Origin of the sequence: Posidoniimonas corsicana, assembly GCF_007859765.1 — a bacterium.
GTDB classification, from domain to species: Bacteria; Planctomycetota; Planctomycetia; order Pirellulales; family Lacipirellulaceae; genus Posidoniimonas; species Posidoniimonas corsicana.
Genome location: NZ_SIHJ01000002.1, coordinates 283,545 through 303,106, shown reverse-complemented (window position 1 = coordinate 303,106; position 19,562 = coordinate 283,545). Strand labels below are relative to the sequence as shown.

General features: G+C 68.9%; 21 protein-coding genes. 9 read left to right on the top strand and 12 right to left on the bottom strand.

The annotated features are described in order from the left end of the window. The first annotated feature begins 243 nt into the window (after positions 1–243). The 3 genes from KOR34_RS17315 (at position 244) to KOR34_RS17305 (ending at position 2,945) form a co-directional block, all read left to right on the top strand. Positions 244–1,155, top strand: a complete 912-nt coding sequence (locus tag KOR34_RS17315) for an SMP-30/gluconolactonase/LRE family protein (protein WP_146566501.1) — start codon at positions 244–246, stop codon at positions 1,153–1,155. Positions 1,156–1,187: 32 nt separating this feature from the next. Next, the gene (locus KOR34_RS17310) at positions 1,188–2,357 is read left to right on the top strand and encodes a glucuronyl esterase domain-containing protein (RefSeq protein ID WP_146566499.1); all 1,170 of its coding nucleotides are present in this window, start codon (positions 1,188–1,190) and stop codon (positions 2,355–2,357) included. 183 nt (positions 2,358–2,540) lie between these two features. After that, the gene (locus KOR34_RS17305) at positions 2,541–2,945 is read left to right on the top strand and encodes a hypothetical protein (RefSeq protein ID WP_146566497.1); all 405 of its coding nucleotides are present in this window, start codon (positions 2,541–2,543) and stop codon (positions 2,943–2,945) included. Between the two features lie 224 nt (positions 2,946–3,169). Here KOR34_RS17305 and KOR34_RS17300 read toward each other — a convergent pair whose 3' ends face one another. The 4 genes from KOR34_RS17300 to xseB form a co-directional block, all read right to left on the bottom strand. Then, positions 3,170–3,472 carry a hypothetical protein gene (locus KOR34_RS17300; RefSeq protein WP_146566495.1) on the bottom strand — a complete coding sequence of 101 codons (303 nt, stop codon included), beginning with the start codon at positions 3,470–3,472 and terminating at the stop codon, positions 3,170–3,172. Between the two features lie 50 nt (positions 3,473–3,522). Then, positions 3,523–5,436 carry a 1-deoxy-D-xylulose-5-phosphate synthase gene (gene dxs / locus KOR34_RS17295; RefSeq protein ID WP_146566493.1) on the bottom strand — a complete coding sequence of 638 codons (1,914 nt, stop codon included), beginning with the start codon at positions 5,434–5,436 and terminating at the stop codon, positions 3,523–3,525. Further along, entirely contained in the window at positions 5,433–6,329 is an 897-nt protein-coding gene (locus KOR34_RS17290; protein WP_146566491.1) for a polyprenyl synthetase family protein, read from the bottom strand. Before KOR34_RS17290 ends, dxs begins: the two co-directional genes overlap by 4 nt. A gap of 132 nt (positions 6,330–6,461) precedes the next feature. Next, the gene (xseB, locus tag KOR34_RS17285) at positions 6,462–6,806 is read right to left on the bottom strand and encodes an exodeoxyribonuclease VII small subunit (protein WP_146566489.1); all 345 of its coding nucleotides are present in this window, start codon (positions 6,804–6,806) and stop codon (positions 6,462–6,464) included. Between the two features lie 180 nt (positions 6,807–6,986). Between xseB and KOR34_RS17280 the strand changes: the two genes are divergently transcribed. Continuing rightward, entirely contained in the window at positions 6,987–7,643 is a 657-nt protein-coding gene (locus KOR34_RS17280; RefSeq protein WP_228714679.1) for a metallophosphoesterase family protein, read from the top strand. An 8-nt stretch (positions 7,644–7,651) separates the two neighbouring features. Here KOR34_RS17280 and msrA read toward each other — a convergent pair whose 3' ends face one another. After that, positions 7,652–8,788, bottom strand: a complete 1,137-nt coding sequence (gene msrA / locus KOR34_RS27160) for a peptide-methionine (S)-S-oxide reductase MsrA (RefSeq protein WP_228714678.1) — start codon at positions 8,786–8,788, stop codon at positions 7,652–7,654. Between the two features lie 276 nt (positions 8,789–9,064). On the opposite strand from msrA, the gene KOR34_RS17270 reads away from it, so the two are divergent. Further along, complete coding sequence (locus tag KOR34_RS17270) at positions 9,065–9,643, top strand: TetR/AcrR family transcriptional regulator (protein WP_146566485.1); 579 nt, start codon at positions 9,065–9,067, stop codon at positions 9,641–9,643. A 17-nt stretch (positions 9,644–9,660) separates the two neighbouring features. On the opposite strand, the gene KOR34_RS17265 is transcribed toward KOR34_RS17270, so the two are convergent. After that, the gene (locus KOR34_RS17265; RefSeq protein WP_146566483.1) at positions 9,661–11,187 is read right to left on the bottom strand and encodes a hypothetical protein; all 1,527 of its coding nucleotides are present in this window, start codon (positions 11,185–11,187) and stop codon (positions 9,661–9,663) included. Next, the gene (locus KOR34_RS17260; RefSeq protein WP_146566480.1) at positions 11,181–12,170 is read right to left on the bottom strand and encodes a DUF6384 family protein; all 990 of its coding nucleotides are present in this window, start codon (positions 12,168–12,170) and stop codon (positions 11,181–11,183) included. Before KOR34_RS17260 ends, KOR34_RS17265 begins: the two co-directional genes overlap by 7 nt. A gap of 113 nt (positions 12,171–12,283) precedes the next feature. Between KOR34_RS17260 and KOR34_RS17255 the strand changes: the two genes are divergently transcribed. Beyond that, a complete protein-coding gene (locus KOR34_RS17255; RefSeq protein WP_146566478.1) occupies positions 12,284–13,504 on the top strand; it encodes a cell surface protein in 1,221 nt (406 codons plus the stop codon). A 96-nt stretch (positions 13,505–13,600) separates the two neighbouring features. Here KOR34_RS17255 and KOR34_RS17250 read toward each other — a convergent pair whose 3' ends face one another. Then, positions 13,601–13,834 (bottom strand): hypothetical protein, encoded by a 234-nt coding sequence (locus KOR34_RS17250; RefSeq protein ID WP_146566476.1) that lies wholly within the window; start codon positions 13,832–13,834, stop codon positions 13,601–13,603. Positions 13,835–14,108: 274 nt separating this feature from the next. Here KOR34_RS17250 and KOR34_RS17245 point away from each other — a divergent pair, with 274 nt between their 5' ends. The 3 genes from KOR34_RS17245 to KOR34_RS17235 all read left to right on the top strand — a co-directional run bounded on the left by KOR34_RS17245 (position 14,109) and on the right by KOR34_RS17235 (position 15,725). After that, positions 14,109–14,642 (top strand): CHRD domain-containing protein, encoded by a 534-nt coding sequence (locus tag KOR34_RS17245; protein WP_197531518.1) that lies wholly within the window; start codon positions 14,109–14,111, stop codon positions 14,640–14,642. A 202-nt stretch (positions 14,643–14,844) separates the two neighbouring features. Beyond that, positions 14,845–15,150, top strand: coding sequence for a hypothetical protein (locus KOR34_RS17240; protein WP_146566472.1), 306 nt, complete (start codon positions 14,845–14,847; stop codon positions 15,148–15,150). 125 nt (positions 15,151–15,275) lie between these two features. Continuing rightward, the gene (locus KOR34_RS17235) at positions 15,276–15,725 is read left to right on the top strand and encodes an acetyltransferase (RefSeq protein WP_146566470.1); all 450 of its coding nucleotides are present in this window, start codon (positions 15,276–15,278) and stop codon (positions 15,723–15,725) included. 41 nt (positions 15,726–15,766) lie between these two features. Here KOR34_RS17235 and KOR34_RS17230 read toward each other — a convergent pair whose 3' ends face one another. The 4 genes from KOR34_RS17230 to KOR34_RS17215 all read right to left on the bottom strand — a co-directional run bounded on the left by KOR34_RS17230 (position 15,767) and on the right by KOR34_RS17215 (position 19,131). Beyond that, the gene (locus tag KOR34_RS17230) at positions 15,767–16,432 is read right to left on the bottom strand and encodes a CatB-related O-acetyltransferase (protein WP_146566468.1); all 666 of its coding nucleotides are present in this window, start codon (positions 16,430–16,432) and stop codon (positions 15,767–15,769) included. Between the two features lie 136 nt (positions 16,433–16,568). Beyond that, entirely contained in the window at positions 16,569–17,372 is an 804-nt protein-coding gene (locus KOR34_RS17225) for a polyphosphate kinase 2 family protein (RefSeq protein ID WP_146566465.1), read from the bottom strand. A gap of 81 nt (positions 17,373–17,453) precedes the next feature. Then, entirely contained in the window at positions 17,454–17,636 is a 183-nt protein-coding gene (locus KOR34_RS17220; protein WP_146566463.1) for a CPXCG motif-containing cysteine-rich protein, read from the bottom strand. A 97-nt stretch (positions 17,637–17,733) separates the two neighbouring features. Beyond that, positions 17,734–19,131, bottom strand: a complete 1,398-nt coding sequence (locus tag KOR34_RS17215; protein ID WP_146566461.1) for an RtcB family protein — start codon at positions 19,129–19,131, stop codon at positions 17,734–17,736. Positions 19,132–19,562: the final 431 nt, after the last annotated feature.

The following is a 19,562-nucleotide window of genomic DNA, read 5'->3' as shown; positions in this document are numbered from 1 at the left end:
CGGGCTCGCAGCCCCGGCATTCATGCCGGGGAGGCGAGGGCTTGTGTTGTGTCTGAGGCCCGTTCACGGGGCTTCTCTGCAATCCCGTTTGGGCTCAAGCCCTGGAGCGAGAAGGCCCGTTAACGGGCCTCGTTGGACTAAACCGGCCTGCGACCCGGCGTAAACGCCGGGCTTAGGGAGCCCTCGTCCAATCCGTGCCGACCTACTCTCGATACATCAGCCACTCATAAAGGCGGCCCCTCGATGAACCGTTGCTCAACCTGCTTGCTCGCGTTCCTCTCCATCGGCGCCGCAGCGCTGGCCGAACCAATCCCGGGCGTCGGGCCGGCGGGCGAGATCGCCAAGCTCTCTTCCGGGCACGGGTTCTTGGAGGGGCCCGCCTGGGACGGCGCCGGGCGGTTGTACTTCACCGACATCCCCAAGAACACCATCCACGTGCTGGAGGACGGCAAGCTGTCGCCGTTCACGACCGAGTCCCGCAGTACCAACGGGCTGATGCTGGCGGCCGATGGCCGGCTGCTGGCGTGCGAGATGTCGGGCGCGCTGGTCGCCTACGACCCGAAGGAGAAGACCCGGACCGTGCTGGCCGACGACTACGACGGCAAACGGTTCAACGCGCCAAACGACCTGGTGATCGATCGCTCGGGCGGCGTGTATTTTACCGACCCGATGTTCGGCGCGCCGCGGCCGCTGCCGCAGGGGCAGCAGGGCGTCTACTACCTGCCGGCCGGCGGCGGCGAGGTCCGGTCGGTGGCCAAGGACATCAAGGCGCCCAACGGCGTGCTGCTCTCGCCCGACGAGAAGACGCTGTACGTGCTGCCGAGCGGCTCGCCGGTCATGCTCGCCTACGCAGTCGAGGCGCCCGGCAAGATTGGCCCGCCGCGGGACTTCTGCCGCACCAAGGGCGGCCCGAACGAGGGCTCGGACGGCGGCGCGGTCGACACCCGCGGCAACGTCTACCTGACCACCTCGCGCGGCGTGCAGGTGTTTAGCCCGGCAGGCGAGCACCTCGGCACGATCGAGCTGCCGGAGCACCCGGCCAACTGCACGTTCGGCGGCCCCGACCTGAAGACCCTGTACGTCACCGCCCGGACCGGGCTGTACGCCGTGCCGATGGAGGTCGCCGGCCACCGCTTCGCCGCCCACCAGGAGTGAACCAGCAGCCCCATGCTCCGAGGCCGGCGTCTATGAAGCCCCGAATCCGATCGCTGATGCTGCTGATGGCCGCCGCCAACGCCACCGGGGCCGAACCGCTCGACCTGCCCCACCCGCTGCAGACCACCGACGGCCGCCCGGTCACGTCCGCCGTGCAGTGGCGGGATGAACGCCGGCCGGAGCTGCTCGAGCTGTTCCGCACGCACGTGTACGGCCGCGCGCCAATCGAACGGCCCGAGGGCATGCGGTGGGAGGTCACCGAGCGGGATCCGCACGCGATGGCCGACGGGGCGACGCTCAGCCGGGTCGCGATCCGCCTGCCGGGCACGGGGGGCGAGGCGGTCATCCGGCTGACGCTGTTCGTCCCCAACCGCCGTGACGCGCCGGCGCCAGGGTTCCTGCTGATCTGCAATCGCGACCCCGAGAACATCGACCCGACCCGGCAGGAGAAGAGCCCGTTCTGGCCGGCCGAGCACTTGGTTGAACGCGGCTACTTCGCCGCTGCGTTCCACTACGCCGACGTCGACCCCGACCATCACGACGGTTTCCAGAACGGCGTGCACGGCCTGTTCGACGAACCCGACCGGCCGCGGCCCGCCGACGCGTGGGGCTCGATCGCCGCCTGGGCGTGGGGCGCCAGCCGGGTGATGGACTACCTCCAGACCCGCGACGACGTCGACCACGACCGCATCGGCGTGGTGGGGCACTCGCGGGGCGGCAAGACGGCCCTGTGGTGCGGCGCCGAGGACCAGCGGTTCGCGATGGTGGTCAGCAACAACTCCGGCTGCACGGGGGCGGCGCTCGCGCGGCGGAAGCACGGCGAGCGGGTTGCGCGGATCAACAAGTCGTTCCCGCACTGGTTCTGCGAGAACTACAACCGGTACAACGACAACGAGGACGCGCTGCCGGTCGACCAGCACGAGCTGATCGCGCTGGTCGCGCCGCGGCTGGCGTACGTCGCCAGCGCCTCGGAGGACGACTGGGCCGACCCGGAGGGCGAGTTCCTGGCGGCCGTGCACGCGGGGCCGGTCTACCGGCTGCTGGGCGCCGAGGGGGTCGGCGCCGGGCCGATGCCCCCGCCGGAACGCCCTCGGCACGCCGGCCGCGTTGGCTACCACCTCCGCTCCGGCGGGCACGACCTGACCGAGTACGACTGGGGCCGGTTTATGGACTTTGCGGACCGGCACTGGCGGGATCGCTAACCGCGGCGGAGCGTCGTTTCCCGTAGGGTTTCGCCAGCCCGTCTGTCCGCGGCCGCGCACGGGCAATTCCTCGCCGGCGGCCTCGGCCGGCTAACGCCGCAGTGGGCCTCGCGACGATCCTCCCGCTGTGCGACGGCCGCGGCGCCGTCCGTCTTGGCATGACGCGGAAGCGGGGCGACCCTGATGACGCTGCGGATCACAACGGCCGTGCTGGTTGCGTTGGCGGCTGCGACCGGCCAGGCGGCGTCGGGCTTCTTCAACATGCCGTCCAGCCTGCCGCAACAGATCGGCTGCGGCTGGGGCCCGGGCTACCATGCCGAGCTGGCGCTGAAGCCGTACCACCACGCTTGGAATGCGAGCAAGGGGATCGTGCGGGTGCGGCCGCGGCGGTCACCGGCGCTGCACCCCCAGCAGGCGCCTTCCCACTACCACGCGCACCCGGCGCCCGCGGCGGGCGTGGTTTATCAGGGCGGGCCCACGGCGGCTCAGCCGCCGGCGCCCGCCACGGCTGGGCCGCAGCTATTCTCGGCGCCGCCAGCGGCCGAGGCGATCCCAGCGGGTCAGCCGGACCCGCTGCCGTTGCCGTAGGGCGACCCGCCAGCGGGGGGGGGGCGCTTCGCTGCAGTCAAGCAACAGACTCACGCAGAGGCGCGGAGTCGCAGAGTTGGTTGAAGCCAGCGCGGCATCTCTGCGTCGTTACGACTCTGCGTGAGTCGAACCGCCGCGCAGGGTGGGTCCGCTTGGCCAACCGCCGGTGTACGCCCAACCCCCCCAGCGGTGGGCATTCGTTTCGCTGCCGGTCGCTCTGCAAACTATCGTGGAGGATTCTCACAAACGCGATAGATCTCAACAATCTCAGTGAGCGTCAAATCCAGCCACCGCCTTATTCGCCGGTTGGTTCGCGCTTCCCGTTCCGGATAGAAAGTACTCGGCTGGTTCGGGCTGTTTTTGGTGTACTCGCACTTGAACACGCTCATCTTGGCCTCGCGGACCAGATGGGCAAGAACGAGAAGCTCGAACTCGTCTAGTCCCTGATCGATTGCGCGTTTGAGAGCGGCCTCTCGCTTGCTGAGGATGCGCAACTTCTTCTGATGATTCGCGATGTAGGCGGTCATGGCTACGCCATGACGCGGCCGGGGCGCACCAGGTTCGCCCTGCCCCAACCCTACACGCTTTGGCCGGGGGCGCAGGCCTGGGCCTGCTCGCGGCACGCCTGGGCGATGCCGGCGGCGTCGAGGCCGAGGTCGGCGAGCAGCTCCTCGCGTTCGCCGTGCTCGATGAAGCGGTCGGGGATGCCGAGCCGGCGGACCGGCGTGCTGTGGCCGGCGTCCGCCAGCGCCTCGAGCACCGCGCTGCCGAACCCGCCGGCGAGCGCCGCCTCTTCCACAGTGATCACGAACGGTCCGTCGGCCGCCAGCGGCAGGATGGTCTCGGTGTCGAGCGGCTTGATGAACCGCGCGTTCACGACCGTCAGCTCCAGACCCTCCTGGGCGAGCTCCGCGGCCGCGGCCAGGCAGTCGGACAGCAGGGCGCCGCCGCACAGGATCAGCCCGTCTGGGCCGCGGCGGAGCACCTCCGCCTTGCCGTGCTCGACCGGCGCCCGCTTGCCGGGCACGGTGGTCTCAGGCGCCTTGGGGTAGCGGATCGCGCAGGGGCCGTCGTGCGCGAGGGCCAGGTCGAGCATGGCGGGCAGGTCGTGCGCGTCGCCCGGCGCCATGACGGTCATGTTGGGGAACAGACGCAGGTAGCCCAGGTCGAACACGCCGTGGTGCGTGGCGCCGTCGGGGCCGGCCAGGCCGCCGCGGTCCAGCATGAACGTGACCGGCAGGTCCTGCAGCGCGACCTCCTGGAAGATGTGGTCGAACGACCGCTGCAGGAACGTGCTGTAGATGTCGACGATCGGCCGCATGCCGACCTTCGCCTGCCCGGCCGCGAACGCCACGGCGTGGGCCTCGCAGATGCCGGTGTCGAAGAACCGGTCCGGGAAGTCGTCGCGGACCCGCTCCAGCTTGTTGCCCTGGCACATCGCGGCGGTGAGCGTCGTGACGCGGGGGTCGCGCTGCATCACCGCGTGGATCGCCTCGGAAGCGGCGTGGGTGTAGGCCCGGCCGCCGGACTTCTTCATCTGCAGCTCGCCGTTCTCGCGCCGTTGGAACTGCGGCGGCGCGTGGAACAGCACGGGGTCTTCGGTCGCCGGGTGGAAGCCGTGGCCCTTCTCGGTCACCACGTGCAGCAGCACCGGGCCCTCGGACTTCTTGGCCATCCGCAGGTACTTGCGGACCAGCGCTACGTTGTGGCCGTCGATCGGGCCGACGTACCGCATGCCAAGGTCCTCGAACAGCATGCCGCCGTGCAGGCCGGCCTTGGCGGCCTCCTTCAGCTGGGTCAGCATCCGCTCGACCGGGTCGCCCAGCATCGGGATGTTCTGCAGCGCCTTGACCACCTCGTTCTTCATGCCGGAGTACGCGCCGGACATCCGCAGCCGATCCAGGTAGTCGGCCATGCCGCCCACGCGGGGGCAGATGGACATCTTGTTGTCGTTCAGCACAACCAGCAGCCGCTTGCCGCTCTCGCGGATGTTGCACAGCGCCTCGTACACCACGCCGGAGGGGAAGGCGCCGTCGCCGATGACGGCCACGGTCCAGCGGTCCTCGCCGTCGCGCATCAGGCGGTCGCCGCTCGCCAGGCCGACCGCCGTCGACACGCTCGCGCCCGCGTGACCGGTGACGAACAGGTCGTAGTCGCTCTCCTCCGGGTTGGGGTAGCCCATCAGGCCGCCCTTGGTGCGGATGGTGTGAAACTGCGGGTACCGGCCGGTGATGAGCTTGTGCGGGTAGATCTGGTGGCCGGTGTCCCAGATCAGGCGGTCGTGCAGGAAGTCGAACGTCTGGTGCAGCGCCAGGCAGAGCTCCACCACGCCCAGGTTCGAGGCGAAGTGCGCGCTGCGGGCGCTGACCAGGTTGCACAGCACGTCGCGGATCTCGCCGGCCAGCCGTTCCAGGTCCGGCAGCGACAGGCCGTCCAGGTCGCGGGGCGACGTGATCTTCGGGAGGAGCGGCTCTTTGGTCGTCTGCGTCATCGATCCCGGTTCTGTAGTTTGCGGGCCAGTTCGACGAGCGGCGCGGCGGCGTCGCCCAGCGGCTGCACGGCCGCGGCGGCGGCGTCGATCAGCTCGACCACCAGCTGGCGGCTCTGGTCGACGCCCATCAACTCGGGGTAGGTCAGCTTGCCGCGGTCGGCGTCCTTGCCCAGCCGCTTGCCGACCGACTGTTGGTCGCCGCTGACGTCCAGCAGGTCGTCGGTAACCTGGAACGCCAGGCCGAGCGAGCGGGCGTAGTCGGTGAGCCGGGTCAGCTGCTCCTCCGAGGCGCCGGCTAAGATCCCGCCTAACCGGAGCGACACGATAAACATCGCGCCGGTCTTGCGGGCGTGGATGGCGCGGAGGTCGTCGACCGTGGCGCCGTCGAACGCACCGCAGAGGTCGGCCGCTTGGCCGCCCACCAGCTTCTCGGCGCCGGCGGCCTGGGCCAGCTCGCCGCAGCAGCGGGCGGCGTGTTCTGGGGCGACCCGCGTGGCGAGCAGTTCGAACGCGCGGGCCTGTAGAGCGTCGCCAACGAGGATGGCGGTGGCCTCGTCGAACTCGATGTGGCAGGTCGGCCGCCCACGACGCAGGTCGTCGTCGTCCATGGCGGGAAGGTCGTCGTGCGCCAGCGAATAGGCGTGGATCATCTCGACCGCGCAGGCGGCGGGCAGCGCGGCGGCGGGGTCGCCCCCGCAGGCGCGGCAGGCCATCAGCACCAGCCGCGGACGCAGCCGCTTGCCGGGCCCCAGCACCACGTAGCGCATCGCCTGGCCGAGCCGGTCCGGGCAGCCGGGACCGAGTCGGAGCGACTCGTCGAGCGCTTGGTTGATCGCGGCGAGGTCGTGCTGGGCTTCGGCCTGGTGCGGGGCAGAGGACTCGAGGGTCGCCATTCGGGGTGGGGCTCGGTTAGACGCGGTGAGGGCTACCGGTTTGCTACGCAGCGGCTGCCGCCAGGGTGCGGTCGGACGCGGCGTGAACTCGCTTAACCCTTTGGAGGCTTTGCGATTGCGGCTGCACCCATTCTAGAAGAGGCGGCTCCCATCGTCCACGCCGCCACCCCGCTTGGCGGCCGGCCCGGACGAGCGTTTGGCCGACCGGCTGGCCGGGGCGCCGGCGTCGTCCAGCGGGCGAGTGATCGGCTCGCCGTTGGCGTCCAGCCCACTGAGCAGCTCGATCTTCTGCTCGGCGGCCGCCAGCTGCTCCTGGCACTGCTTCAGCCGGGCGACGCCTTGCTCGTACCGCTGGAGCGACTCCTCCAGCCCGAGCTCGCCCCCCTCCAGGTCGGCCACGGCCTGCTCCAGCTCGGCCAGGGCGGCCTCGAATGTCGGCTGGGCGGGCTTCTTCTTTGCGATCTTTTTCTTTGCCATAGCGACGCCAATTGTGCCCGGCTGCGCCCTGCGCCGGCAAGCCCCGCGGCGGCAGGCGGTGCGTCAGGGAGGGACCGCTGCGCAACGGCGAGTATTCCGCATCGGCATTCGCGGGCTATGCTTAACTATGGTCTAGCAAGCAGAGGCCCCAGCCGACGCGAGACGCACCCCAGGGACACCGTGGCTGAGAGACTCATTGCCGTAGGAGATGTGCATGGTTGCCGGGCCGCCCTGGAGGGGCTGCTCGAGGTTGTTTCCCTGCGCGGCGGGGACCGGCTGATCCTGCTGGGCGACTACGTCGACCGCGGCCCCGACAGCCGCGGCGTGATCGACCTGGTCCTCGACCTGCGGCGGTCGCACGACGTGGTGACCCTGCTGGGCAACCACGAGGAGATGATGCTGGGCGCCCTCGAGCGGCCGGCGTCGGTCGGCTGGTGGCTGCGGTACGGCGGACGCGAGACGCTCGCCTCCTACGGGCCTCAGACCACGCCGAAGGACATCCCCGCCGAGCACCGCGAGTTCCTGGCCGGTCTGCAGGACTACCACGAAGAGGACGAGTTCTTCTTCACGCACGGCGGCTACGTCGAGGGCGAGAGCCTCGACCGCCAGCCGCCCGAGGCGCTGCGGTGGACCAACCTGGCCCAGCGGATGCCCGGCCCACACACGTCCGGCAAGACGGCTGTCGTCGGGCACAGCTCGCAGAAGAACGGCCAGGTGCTCGACGCCGGGCACCTGATCTGCATCGACACGTTCTGCCACGGCGGTGGGCGGCTCACCGCGATCGACGCGCTCACACGCAAGACCTGGCAGGTCGACCGCGATGGCGCGCCGGTGTAGCGATCCGCCTATTCTTCGGGCGGCGCTTCCTTGCGGGCCTTGTTCTCTTCGAACTCCAGCGACGCGGAGTTGATGCAGTACCGCAGACCGCCCGCCGCGGCGGGGCCGTCGTTGAACACGTGCCCCAGGTGGGCGTCGCACTTCTCACAGCGGATCTCAATCCGCCGCATCCCGTGGGAGTTATCCGCGTGCTGGGTCACCGCGCCGCCCTCGGCGGGCTTGGTGAAGCTGGGCCAGCCGCAGCCGCTGTCGAACTTGTTGTCGGAGGTGAACAGCAGCTCGCCGCAGACGATGCACTCGTAGTCGCCGGCGGTGGTCTTGTTCCAGTACAGGTTCTGAAATGCCCGCTCGGTGCCCGCCTCCTGGGTGACGTGCCACTGCAGCGCGGAGAGCCGCTTCTTCAGCTCCGCCTTCGACTCGGCGCCCTGCTTGTCGTCGGCCTTGTCCTTCTTGGGGGCGTTCTTGAGCTTGTCGCCGAAAACCTTGCGGAACTTCTCGACCTTCGGCCCGACCACCGCCCGGCAGTAGGGCTGCTGCGGGTTGAGTGCGAAGAAGTTCTGGTGGTAGTCCTCGGCTGGGAAGAAGGTGTCGTACTGGTTGATCTCGGTCACGATCGGCTTGTCGAACACGCCCGACTCATCGAGCTTCGCCTTGTACTGCTCAGCGAGGGCCTTCTGCTTCTCGTCGTGGTAGAAGATGGCCGAGCGATACTGCGGGCCAACGTCGGCGCCCTGGCGGTTGGGCGTGGTGGGGTCGTGGGTCTTCCAGAACACCTCGAGCAGGGTCTCGTAGTCGACCAGGCTGGGGTCGTAGTGCAGCTGGATCGCCTCGGCGTGCTTGGTCCGGCCGGTGCTGACGATCTTGTAGTCCGCGGTCGCGGCGTCGCCGCCGGCGTAGCCCGAGACCACGCTCTTCACGCCGCGCAGCTCGTCGAACACCGCCTCGGTGCACCAGAAGCAACCGGAGGCGAAGGTCGCGACCGCGTCGGACGCCGTTGCGGCTTCACCGGGTGCGTCGGCCGGCTTTGCGGTTGGCTGCTCGTTTGGTTCGTTGGGCGTGTCTGCAAACGACATCAGGGCGTAGGCTCCAAGGGCGAGAGCGCCGACCGCAATCAGCGGCAGGTGGCGGGTAGGGGAGGGACGCATAGCGGGGCTCGCGAACGGTGAGTGGTCCTGCGGCTATTCTAGATAGTTTTACGGGGGCGGGCAGCCGGCGGTTCAGCGCACGAAACCGAGGCGTCCTGGCTGCCCGCCGCGCAGCCTGATTGAGCTGCGCGCGACGCGAGCGGTTATTCCGGCGCCGCGCGATAATAATCTAGTTTACTACTGGTCAATAAAACTCCACTTCCAATCTTCAGTCGTTTACGCTGCATACTTGACTTAGAGGGATGCTATTCTCGAAAGACGCCGCGGCGGGGAGTTATGGCAACAGCAACACGCGACAGGATCGTCGCGGCGGGACGCGAACTATTCGCAAGGCACGGTTTCGGCCAGGTCGGCCTCGACAAGATCGTGCAGCAGGCGCGGCTGACCAAGACCACGTTCTACAACCACTTCGAGAGCAAAGAGCAGCTGATCCGCGAGGTGCTCGACCTCCACGAGCTGTCGCTGCGTGAGAACCTGGCCGTTGCGGTGGAACGGTCCGATGCCGACCCCCGCGGCAAGCTGCTGGTCCTGTTCGACGTGCTCCCGCAACTGGTGTGCGGCGAGCTGCCCGGCTGCAACCTGCTGGTGAGCGCCGCCGCCGACTTCCCTAACGAGCTCGACCCGATCCGTCAGGCCGTTATCCGCAACAAGCAGGCGATGCAGCAGATGGTGCTGGGGCTTTGCCAGCGGGCCGGCGCCCCCGACTCAGACTCGCTGGCCTGCCAGCTGGTGCAGCTGCTGCACGGGGCCGTGCTAGAGCAGATGCTGTCGGCCGAGCCGCACCGCGGGTTCGCTGACGCGCGGCGGCTGGCGGGGCTGGCGGTGGATGCGGCGTTCGTCCCCCCGTCTTACTGAGCGGGCGGAAGCACGCTCTAGAACCCACGGCCGCTGGTGAAACCGCCCCGCGCCTTCCGCCGCACCGACGGCGGCCGCTGCGCGCCGCTGCGTCGGCGTGGCGCCGGCGGCAGGGTGAGGCCGCCCCCGCCGCGGCGGGACGCGTGGTCCACCATCGCGCCGGCCGCCTCGGCCAGGATCCGCATCAGCACGTAGGAGAAGTCGTTGTCCAGGCCGACCGGGGTGCGCTCCCACCGCTGCTCCACCATCTGCGGCAGGAACTGCTGAGCCTGCCGCAGCGTGTGCCACAGCTGCTGCTTGCTGGTCCGCCCCGCGAGGAACGACTCGAGGTGCGGGCGAGGGTCGAAGCCGCCGCTGAACACCGAGCGGTACGAGTCGAACTCGCTCTCGCGGAACTTCCGCGACAGGTCCGCCAGGTCGGCCATCTGCCGCTGCCGTACGCCGAGCGAACCCCGCAGGTCCGACGCCTGCTGCTGTGTCTGGTCGAGGTCGCCACTGAGCGCCGCCAGCTCCGCGGCCAGCCGGTCGTCTTCGGGGCTGGGGGTGGCCGCGGCGTGCGCCTCGAGCGCCGACTGCTGCACGGTCTCGAGGAACTGCTTCATCTTCGCCACCGCGCGGGCGTAGAACTCGCTGCGGTCGCTGTTCAGCTCTTCCAGCAGCCGCTCGGCCTCGTCGCGGGCGTGCTGCTCCTGCTGGATGTTGGCCACCAGGGCGTCGCGTCGGGCGCCGGCGGCCACGCCCGCTTCCAACGCGGCGGTCAGCCCGATCTCGTCGGAGTGCCGCCGCTCGATGGCGTCGACCCGCTCCATCAGCGCGTCGAACTCGGAGCGCCGGCGCTCCACCTCGGCCGCCATCAGCTCGGGCGTGACGCACAGGAAGTTGTAGCTCCGCTTGCTGCGTTCGAAGTCAACCAGTCGCGCCACCCACCGGTCTAGCCGGCGGACCAGCCCGCGTTTCTTGTACGCCTGCGTGCCGTAGCCGTTCTCTAGCAGGTACTGGAACATCCGGCTGCGGCGGTAGGCGGGCAGCTTGTCGGACGCCTCCTGGCGGCTCTCGGCGACGCGTTGTTCGTTGCGGGCCAGCTCGGCCTCGGCGGCGATGGCCTCGTCCGACGCGTCGGCAAACTGCTGGTCGTCGGCCAGGATGTCCGCCAGCCGCTGCTCCAGCTCGCCACGCCGCTGCACACAGTCGTTCAGCTCGACGGTCGCCTCGTCCAGGCTGCCCTCGAGCGTCGCCCGCCGGTCGAGCGCCTGCTCCCACATCGCGTGGAGCTGCTGCTCGCGTTGCTTCTTCTCTTCCAGCACCCGCGCCAGCTCGTCCCGCACGCCGGAGAACGACTGCCCGACCGACTCGTCGGACATGTCGGGCAGGTAGTGCTTGGCGAGCTGGACGATGGTCTCGCCACGGCGGCGGACGTTCTCGCGGGTCGCGCCCTCCAGCTCATCAAGCTGCGCGTGCACCGACTGCACCTCGGCCGCGGCCGCCGCGTGCGTCTGGCGGATCAGGTTCAGCACGTCCGACCCGCGGACGCCTTCGACTACCATTGCGTGATCTGCCTCCCACGCGTCAGCGGCGCGCCGTCGGGTCCCGTGAGCCGGATCGTGGGCTCCAGGCGGCCGACTTCCTTCTCGGCGAAATCCCGGGTGTCGAGCACGCCGTCGGCCTGCTTGTCGGCCGCGACCGCGTCGTAGACCTCCTGCGGGACCTGCTCCGCCCACCGGCTGGTCAGCACCGTCCGCTTGAGCTCCGCGTCGTAAACCGGCAGACGCACCGGCCCGCCCGAGGGCGACTGCGCTTCGACAATCAGGTAGTAGCCTGAGATCCGCTTGCCGGCGTCGTCCTCGAAGTAGCGGTCGACGCCCGATTGCTCCCCCTCGCCCCCCGCGACCCGCAACGTGTACTGCTGCTTGAGCGTCGCGACCTGCTCCATCAGTTCGGCATTCAGGGTCCGCAGGGCGCCGGCGTCGCCCGCGGCGCGGGCCGCCTCGGCCCGCGCGAGGAACTGCTCGGCCTGCTCGTGGAGGTCGGGCGTTTGAGCGAGCTGGTCGACCACGGCCGCGGTTGTCTGGGCCTGCCCATACAGCTTGTCCAGGGCCCGCTTGGCGCGTTTTGGCCCGACCAGCCCGAACGCGAACGACGACCACACGATCGCCGCCGCGGTGGCGAGCAGCAACGCGATCTTGGTGAGCGTCCCCCGCCGCACGTAGACCGACGCGAGCAGCGTTTCGAGCCCCGGCTCGGGCGGGGCGAACTCGTGCCGCCGCTCGTAGTACGCGTCGATCGCGGCGTCGATCTCCTGCGCGGTGACCGGGTCGCCGGTGATCCGCGCGGTCTCGAGCAGCCGCTCGCGGAGCAGCTGCTTGGTCTCGGCGATGTTGAGCTGCTGCTCGGCGGTGAGCCTCTCCTTGCGGATGGCGGCCGCGACGTCCATCAGCCGGGTCATCTCGGCGATGGTCATCTTCTCTTCGGCCGCAGCTCCCGACGCGGCGTCCTGGCGGGCCTCGGCTTGCTGCGCGGGGGGGGGCATGGGAGCGGTGGGGGAAGAGCAGGGGAGGGGCCCAGTTTCTTGTCGGCAGTTGGGAATTATTGTCTACTTCACGCCTGCAGCCAATCGCCCCACCCCCTCCCCAGGCGTGAATCATGTCGACGCAAGCCGAGCAGCAAGCCCCCGCCAACCTCCCCGCGGCGGCCAGCCAGTCGATGCAAAAGTACCTGGAGAAGGCCAAGGACGTGCTGGAGAAGTTCGGCGTGTCGACCGACTCCGAGACGCAGACCGAGCTGATCCGCCTGCTGGAAGAGGTCCGCCACGTGGACGAGGCCAAGGTGCTGGCGATCGCCGGCGTGGTGAAGCACATGAGCACCTTCAACAAGCTGGTGCGCGACAACGTGGAGGACATCAACGTCGGGAATCGGTACCTGGAGATCAGCCAGATGTTCGATTCCATCCGCGAGGACTCCAAGCGGCTCATCGGCCAGCTCGACGACGGCAAGATCGGCATGACCGAGAAGATGAGCAATGTCTGGATGAAGATCCGCCGGGGCACGCCCCACGCCCGCTTCGAGAAGATCGTCGACGTGTACCAGGACGTGTGCAAGGACACCAAGGACCAGCTCGACCGCGAAGAAGAGATCATGGACGGCTACATCGACTTCCGCTTCGCGCTGAAGGAGGCCGAGGTGCTCGCCCGCGAGGTGCTCGAGGAGCAGCTGCCGCACCTGGACAAGGCGAAGGCCGACCTGGCCGCCGCCCAGCAGGCGGTCACCGACTACTCCGGCGACGACCAGACCCAGCAGTCACGCCTGGAGCTCCGCCGCGACGAGGCCAACGAGGCCTACAACCGCGAGGACCGCGTGTACCAGCTGCTGAAGGACGTCTCGGAGAACCTGGCCATCGGCTACGACGTCGGCGAGACGCTGGTCACCAAGCTCCGCCAGACGCACGACGTCAAGGAGCAGGTGTACCGCCGCGCGGTCACCTTCTTCACCACCAACGAGCACGTGTTCACGATCCTCGGCACGGTCTACACCTCGCAGCAGGGCCTGCACGAGGCTGCCGCCAGCACCGAGGCGCTCAAGGAGGGCGTCAACAAGAGCCTAGAGGACGTTGCGGACCTGGGCCGCGAGCTCGAACGCGCCGCGCTGAAGGCCGGCTACGGCTCGACGATCTCGCCGGAGTCGCTCGAGAAGCTCGTCAAGGCGATCAGCGACTACCAGATCGAGTCGCTGCAGACCGTGGCCGAGCTCCGCAAGGAGAGCGAAGACAACGCCCGCGAGATCCGCCGCGTGGTCGAAGAGGGCAAGCAGCGCTACCAGCAGACCCTCAGCCGATTCGCGCTGGGTGAGCTGGACGAAGCGAGCTGATCGCGCAGCACGGCGGAGCTGCGGCGATTCGTTACCGTTCTTTATTGGCGAGTTGCTACGAAGCGGCGCGGCTCCGCCGCGCGCTCCGTGGAAAAACTACCGCCCCCACCACGCCGTGGCCCGCGGCCCGGCCATCCACACGATCGCGCTGCGGCGGACCGGCAGCCCGGCCCGCGCACGGCGGGTGGCCTGTTTCATCACGTGCCTGCGGTGCAGGTTGGCGCCCAGGCCCGAGGGGCCGTAGTTGGCGGCCGACGCCTGGGTGGACGCCAGCACGCCGAGCGTAAACGCGGCGGCACAGGCCAGGGCGACGATTGTCTTGTGTCTCATCAGTGGCTCCCGAGGACTCTCGAGGAAAAGGCAGGTCCCGCCGGTCCGCCCGGCGGCGATTGACTGCTCCTTCTACGCGGGCCCATTGAGGGTGTTACTGACCCCGCCTGCTTTTTAGGGGATTCACCGCGAATCGGGTAGAATCCGCCGGCGCACGCAATCCAAGTTGGTCCACGAGCCGTAACCCCGAAGCCGGCCCGCGCGCATGGCCGGCGCCGGCCTGGTTCACACACCTTTTCACTGGCTTTTTCTGGCCTTGTTGGGAGCAAGCACGATGACGACCACCCCTCTGCGAATCGCCGCGGTTGCCGCGGTCCTCTGTCTGCCGCTGGGCGCCTCGGCCGATCACCTCACCGAGTGGACGTTCCCGCTCACCACCGCGCAAACCAACCCGCCGGCCAGCTTCCCGGGCGGCGCGACGCTGCCGTCGGGGCTGGCGTCGGTCGTCATCGACAGCGACGCCATGACCATCTCGTGGGACGTCGACTACCAGGACCTGACCGGGCCGATTGTCGCCCCCGGCGCCCACTTCCACGGCCCGGCCATGCTGGGCGCCAACGCCGGCGTGCAGATTTTCCTCTCCGATGGCGACCCGCCCGAGCCGGCCAGCGGCAACCTGTCGGGCATGGCGGCGCTGTCCAATGAGCAGCTGTCGGACGTGCTCGGCGGTCTGTGGTACCTCAACATCCACACCGGCGACAACATGTCCGGCGAACTCCGCGGCCAGGTCGTGCCGGAGCCTGCCACGCTGCTCCTGCTGGCGTCCGCCGCCGGCTTGGCCACCACCGCCCGGTGCCGTCGCGGGTAGAACGCGCCGACACGAGTCGATCGACCACCCACGACCCCGGCGAAGCTTCGCTCGGGTCGTTTTCTACGCGATTAGGCTGAGTGTAGGCGAGAGCTCGCCGCAGTCCGGTTGGCCAGGCCAACCCACAAACCATTGGGGCGGCGCGAACCTGGTCGCGTCGTACGTGGTCCTCCCCCCGTTCCGTGTTCCGGAGGGGGAAACGATGGACTCATCTGACTGGCGGTCGTTGCGTGGAGATCCGGCCGCAGGCGACGACGCGCGGCGGCGCTGGGCGCGGTGGGCGCGGTGGGAGGCGAAGAGCGCCGCCACCGAGGCCGACCTCTGCCGGCGTACCGCCCCCGACGACCGCCCGCCGGCTTGGCTCGCCCCAGCGTTCCTGTCGGTCCTGCTGCTGGTCTGGCGGCTGAGCAGCTGCGCGGGCGACCCGGGCAGCACCCCGCCGGCGGCCGATTGGCGTGATGCGGTGGTTGTGGACTCGCCGCCGCCGAGGCACGAAGGTTGGCGGTAGGCGGCGTGCGGCGGGCGTAGTCTTTCAGCCGCCTCCGGACGCTACTCCCAGCAGCCATGCCGGTGGGGTAGCCTTAGCCCTAAATCGCGGATTCGACGCAAGATTACCGGCTCATGGAAGATGGCATGAAGGTCGAACAGGCCACGAGGAACGAGTACCCCGCCATGATAGAAGTCTGGGAGTCGTCCGTCAGGGCAACCCACGACTTCCTGTCCGCGGAAGATATCGACGGGCTCAAGCCGCTGATCCTCGAGCAGTACTTCGACGCGGTCGAGCTTACGTGCGCCGCCGCGGACGATGGCCGACTCCTTGGCTTCTGCGGCGTGCTGGCGGGCCGCATCGAGATGCTGTTTGTGGCCGCCGAGGCGCGGGGGCGTGGCGTCGGGCGATTGCTGACCCGCCACGCGGTCGAGATCCAGGGCGCCACCAAGGTTGACGTCAACGAGCAGAACCCGCAGGCGGTTGGGTTCTATGAACGCATGGGGTTCCACGTCGTGGGACGTTCGCCGCTCGACGGGCAGGGCAGGCCGTTCCCGCTGCTGCACATGGAGCTGGGGGACGCCGGGCTGCGCTAGCGCGGTAGTGCGAGCAACGCTGCCGGCCGCGGTCGCGTTTGCTAGCCCGCGTCCGCCGCGCGGGTCAGCGCGTCGATGTCGGCGCCGGTGATCGCGTCGATGCTGGCCTCGATCTTCTCGACCGGCCAGTCCCACCAACGGACTGCGAGGAGGGCTCGGGTGGTGGGCTCGTCGAACCGGCGCTTGACCGGCCGGGCGGGGTTGCCGGCGACGACGGTGTAAGGCGGCACGTCCGACGCGACGACCGCACGGGCGCCGATGATCGCGCCGTCGCCGACGGTCACGCCCGGCATGACGATGGCCTCCATGCCGATCCAGACGTCGTTGCCGATGACGGTGTCCCCCTTGCCGCCGGCGGCGTCGAACAACGCCTGGACCTCCGCGGGCGTGGTGTCACCGTCCATCGTGAAGTTGCTGAACGGGTAGGTCGAGAAGCCGCGCATGTCGTGGTTGGCGGAGCTCGTGATGAAACGCACGCCGTGGGCAATCTGGCAGAACCTGCCGATCACCAGCCGCTCTGGGCTGAGCGGGAACAGGAACGGCGCGAGGACGCCGGCGTAGTCGTCGAACTCGGTGAGCTGCCCGGAGTAGGTGAAGTCGCCGATCTCGATCCGCGGGTGGTCGATGACCCGGTTCAGGTGGACGACCGTCTTGATGACGGCGCCGTCGGGCATCACCATCGGGTGCTTCTTCGTAGGGTCGAGCATCAGATTCCTTTCCGCTAGGGGCGTCACGCGGGCGTTTCACGGACGCGGTGGGCGCGACAGGGGCATGTCCCTCGGTCGCCCCTCAAGCTGACGAACCGCTGGCCGTGGCTAGCGTCAACTTCCGACCGCCTCGCCTTCACTCCACAACAATCCCATCCAGCCCTTCTTCGCTGGGGGGGAACTGCGGGTCGAGGTCCTCGAGCGTGTCCTTGAGCAGCTCGCTGACGATCAGGTTGCGGTACCACTTGCGGTCGCTGGGGATGATGTGCCAGGGCGCGTGCTTGGTGTTGCACTTGTTGAGCGCGTCCTCGTAGGCCTCCTGGTAGTCGTCCCACAGCTTGCGCTCGGCCAGGTCGCCCTTGCTGAATTTCCACCGCTTGTCGGGGTTGTCGAGCCGCGCCTGCAGCCGCTCACGCTGCTCCTCCTTGCTGATGTGGAGGAAGCACTTGACGATCCGCACGCCGCCCTCGGTCAGCAGCTTCTCGAAGTCGTTGATGCGGTCGTAGCGGGTGCTCCAGACCGACTTGGGGACCAGGTTGTGCACCCGGACTATCAGCACGTCCTCGTACTGCGAGCGGTTGAAGATCCCCACGTTGCCCCGCCGGGGCACCGCCTTGTGGACACGCCACAGGAAGTCGTGGTCCAGCTCCTCGGAGCTGGGCTGCTTGAACGGCGCGATCTGGAAGCTCTGCGGGTTGATGCCGGTCGTGACGTGGCGGATGGTGCCGTCCTTGCCGGCGGTGTCCATGCCCTGCAGCACCAGCAGCAGCGTCTGCTTGTTCTCGGCGTACAGCCGGTACGCCAGGTCGCGGCTTTTGGCGGTGTTCTCGGCCATCCGCTCGGCGGCGGACTCCTTGTCCCAGTGGCCGACGTCCGGCCGGGCGGCGACGTCCTTCAGGTTGATCTTGTCGCCGGGGTCGAACGTAAACGGCTTGGGCATCAGGGCGGCCTGGGACGGGGAGGCGGTTGGTGGCTCTCTCACTACGAGTATAGCCCCTCGGGCGCCCCGGCGCAGGCGGCGCTACTCCAGCTCGGCCCACGCGCGGGCGTCGCCGTCGTCGTCGACTTCGACGGATATCACGTTCGCGCGGCAGCAGACGGGACAGTCTTCGACGTACTGCTGCGAGGGGCCGGCCGAGAGGTCGACCGGGATGACGATCTCCTCGCCGCACTCGCCGCAGATGTAGGAGGCTTCAGGGGACAAAGTGGTAGGTGGGGGGGCGGAATGGGTGGTGGCTTCTATCTCTCTTACCACTAAGCTTCCAACTTCCAGCCGCCAGCTGTCAACGGTCGTCCGCGCCTCAATCCTCGGCGCGGGAGCCGTCGCCGCACATGCGGACGATTTTGGGATCGAAGCGTGCCACGACGTCCACCAGGTCCTGCTGGGCGGCCATTACCTGGCGGATGTCCTTGTACACGCCAGGCGCCTCGTCGGTGCCGGCGGCCAGCACGTCGACGCCGCGCTTGGCCAGGTCGCCCTTCACGGCGTTGAAGCGGTAGGTGTCCTTGGCCTGCTTGCGGCTCATCCGCCGACCGGCGCCGTGCGACGCCGAGCAGAAGCTGGCAGGCTCGCCCCGCCCGCGGACCACGAACGCCGGGTCGGCCATCGAGCCGGGGATCACGCCCAGCTCACCGGCGGCGGCGGGCGTGGCGCCCTTGCGGTGCACGACCAGCTCGCGGCCGTTGTGGAACTCTTTCCAGGCGAAGTTGTGGTGGTTCTCCACTCCGGCAACGATATGGGCGCCCAGCAGGTTGGTCACCAGCCGGTGGATCACCGCGTGGTTGGCCGCGGCGTACTCGCCCATCAGGTTCATCGCGGCCCAGTACTCCTGGCCCTCTGAGCTGTCGAGCGAGAGCCACGCCAGACGTCCGAGGTCGGCGAACCGGCGGGGCAGCATCCGCTGCGCGACGGCGCTATACGTGCTGCAGACCGCCGCGCCCGGCCCGCGGCTGCCGCTGTGCGAGAGCAACGCCACGTAGGCGCCGGCGTCGAGGCCGAGCTCGTCGTCGCACTGGTCGAGCGTGAGCTCGCCGAACTCGACGAAATGGTTGCCCGAGCCGCTGGTGCCCAGCTGACGCCAGGCGGTGTCCTTCTTCTCTCGCGTGATCCGCGAGACGCCCCAGTCGCGGTCCAGCACGTCGTGCTGCTGCTTTGGTCGGTGTTCGACGCCGACGCCAAACCGCGTGCCGCCGGTCAGCGCTTCCTTGAAGCTGTTGCGCCGGTTGGCGAGCGCCTCGACCGGCAGGTCGAGCACCGACAGCTTCATGCGGCACGCGATGTCCACGCCCACCGCGTACGGGATGACCGCGTTCTCGCACGCCAGCACACCGCCGATCGGCAGCCCGTAGCCGACGTGCGCGTCGGGCATCAGCGCGGCGCCGACCGCGCTGGGAACGCGGCACGCCTGGCGCATCTGCGCGTGCGCGGCGTCGTCGATGTCGTCGCCCCAGGTGCGGTAGTCGATGCTGGAGAGCGTCGGCTGCTCGGCGTCGGCCAGCAGCTCCTTGGCCAGCTCGCCCCAGACGGGGTCGTCAACGTAGGAGCGGGGCTCGCCCAGCACATCGGTGATCAGCAGCTTGGCCCGCTTGCCCTTGAGCCCGAAGCCCTCGCCCTCTTGGGCGGCGCGCGTCAGGGCCTGGACGGCGGGTTTGACGCAGTCGGGCGGGACGCCGAGTTTCTGCAGCTGCTTGCGGTTCATGGTAAGCAGAGAAGAGTTCGCCCCAGAGAAAAGGTTCGCGCCGCCACGCAGCCCACCTCGGGCGGCGGGGGCTGGGGCAGGCAAACCCGCCGGTGAATTCCGAAATCTCGGCGGGCCGGCGAACCCTTCTGGTGGGGGTTGCGTCTGATATTACAGAGGCTTTTTTTCCTGCAGGAAATCTCTGCTGCGTTATGCCAGGCGGCCGATTATACTGCAGGAGTACTTACCGGGCTCGTGCTAACGCGGCACGGCTAACTAGAGGGCCAGGTGGGCGTGTCTCTGGCATTCACGCCTGCCCCGCCATGTTTCTAGGTAGGAAGGAGGTGGTTAATTGTCTGATATTAACTGTAGCCAGCGAGGTGGTTTAACCTAGATGGCCGGCGGGTCGCCTAGGCGACCACCACCTGCTTCTGAGTTCCCGCTGCGGAGCC

Coding starts and splice junctions, on each gene's coding strand:
- KOR34_RS17315 (WP_146566501.1), top strand. CDS start 244: ATGAACCGTTGCTCAACCTGCTTGCTCGCGTTCCTCTCCATCGGCGCC.
- KOR34_RS17310 (WP_146566499.1), top strand. CDS start 1,188: ATGAAGCCCCGAATCCGATCGCTGATGCTGCTGATGGCCGCCGCCAAC.
- KOR34_RS17305 (WP_146566497.1), top strand. CDS start 2,541: ATGACGCTGCGGATCACAACGGCCGTGCTGGTTGCGTTGGCGGCTGCG.
- KOR34_RS17300 (WP_146566495.1), bottom strand. CDS start 3,472: ATGACCGCCTACATCGCGAATCATCAGAAGAAGTTGCGCATCCTCAGC.
- dxs (WP_146566493.1), bottom strand. CDS start 5,436: ATGACGCAGACGACCAAAGAGCCGCTCCTCCCGAAGATCACGTCGCCC.
- KOR34_RS17290 (WP_146566491.1), bottom strand. CDS start 6,329: ATGGCGACCCTCGAGTCCTCTGCCCCGCACCAGGCCGAAGCCCAGCAC.
- xseB (WP_146566489.1), bottom strand. CDS start 6,806: ATGGCAAAGAAAAAGATCGCAAAGAAGAAGCCCGCCCAGCCGACATTC.
- msrA (WP_228714678.1), bottom strand. CDS start 8,788: ATGCGTCCCTCCCCTACCCGCCACCTGCCGCTGATTGCGGTCGGCGCT.
- KOR34_RS17270 (WP_146566485.1), top strand. CDS start 9,065: ATGGCAACAGCAACACGCGACAGGATCGTCGCGGCGGGACGCGAACTA.
- KOR34_RS17265 (WP_146566483.1), bottom strand. CDS start 11,187: ATGGTAGTCGAAGGCGTCCGCGGGTCGGACGTGCTGAACCTGATCCGC.
- KOR34_RS17260 (WP_146566480.1), bottom strand. CDS start 12,170: ATGCCCCCCCCCGCGCAGCAAGCCGAGGCCCGCCAGGACGCCGCGTCG.
- KOR34_RS17255 (WP_146566478.1), top strand. CDS start 12,284: ATGTCGACGCAAGCCGAGCAGCAAGCCCCCGCCAACCTCCCCGCGGCG.
- KOR34_RS17250 (WP_146566476.1), bottom strand. CDS start 13,834: ATGAGACACAAGACAATCGTCGCCCTGGCCTGTGCCGCCGCGTTTACG.
- KOR34_RS17245 (WP_197531518.1), top strand. CDS start 14,109: ATGACGACCACCCCTCTGCGAATCGCCGCGGTTGCCGCGGTCCTCTGT.
- KOR34_RS17240 (WP_146566472.1), top strand. CDS start 14,845: ATGGACTCATCTGACTGGCGGTCGTTGCGTGGAGATCCGGCCGCAGGC.
- KOR34_RS17235 (WP_146566470.1), top strand. CDS start 15,276: ATGAAGGTCGAACAGGCCACGAGGAACGAGTACCCCGCCATGATAGAA.
- KOR34_RS17230 (WP_146566468.1), bottom strand. CDS start 16,432: ATGCTCGACCCTACGAAGAAGCACCCGATGGTGATGCCCGACGGCGCC.
- KOR34_RS17225 (WP_146566465.1), bottom strand. CDS start 17,372: ATGCCCAAGCCGTTTACGTTCGACCCCGGCGACAAGATCAACCTGAAG.
- KOR34_RS17215 (WP_146566461.1), bottom strand. CDS start 19,131: ATGAACCGCAAGCAGCTGCAGAAACTCGGCGTCCCGCCCGACTGCGTC.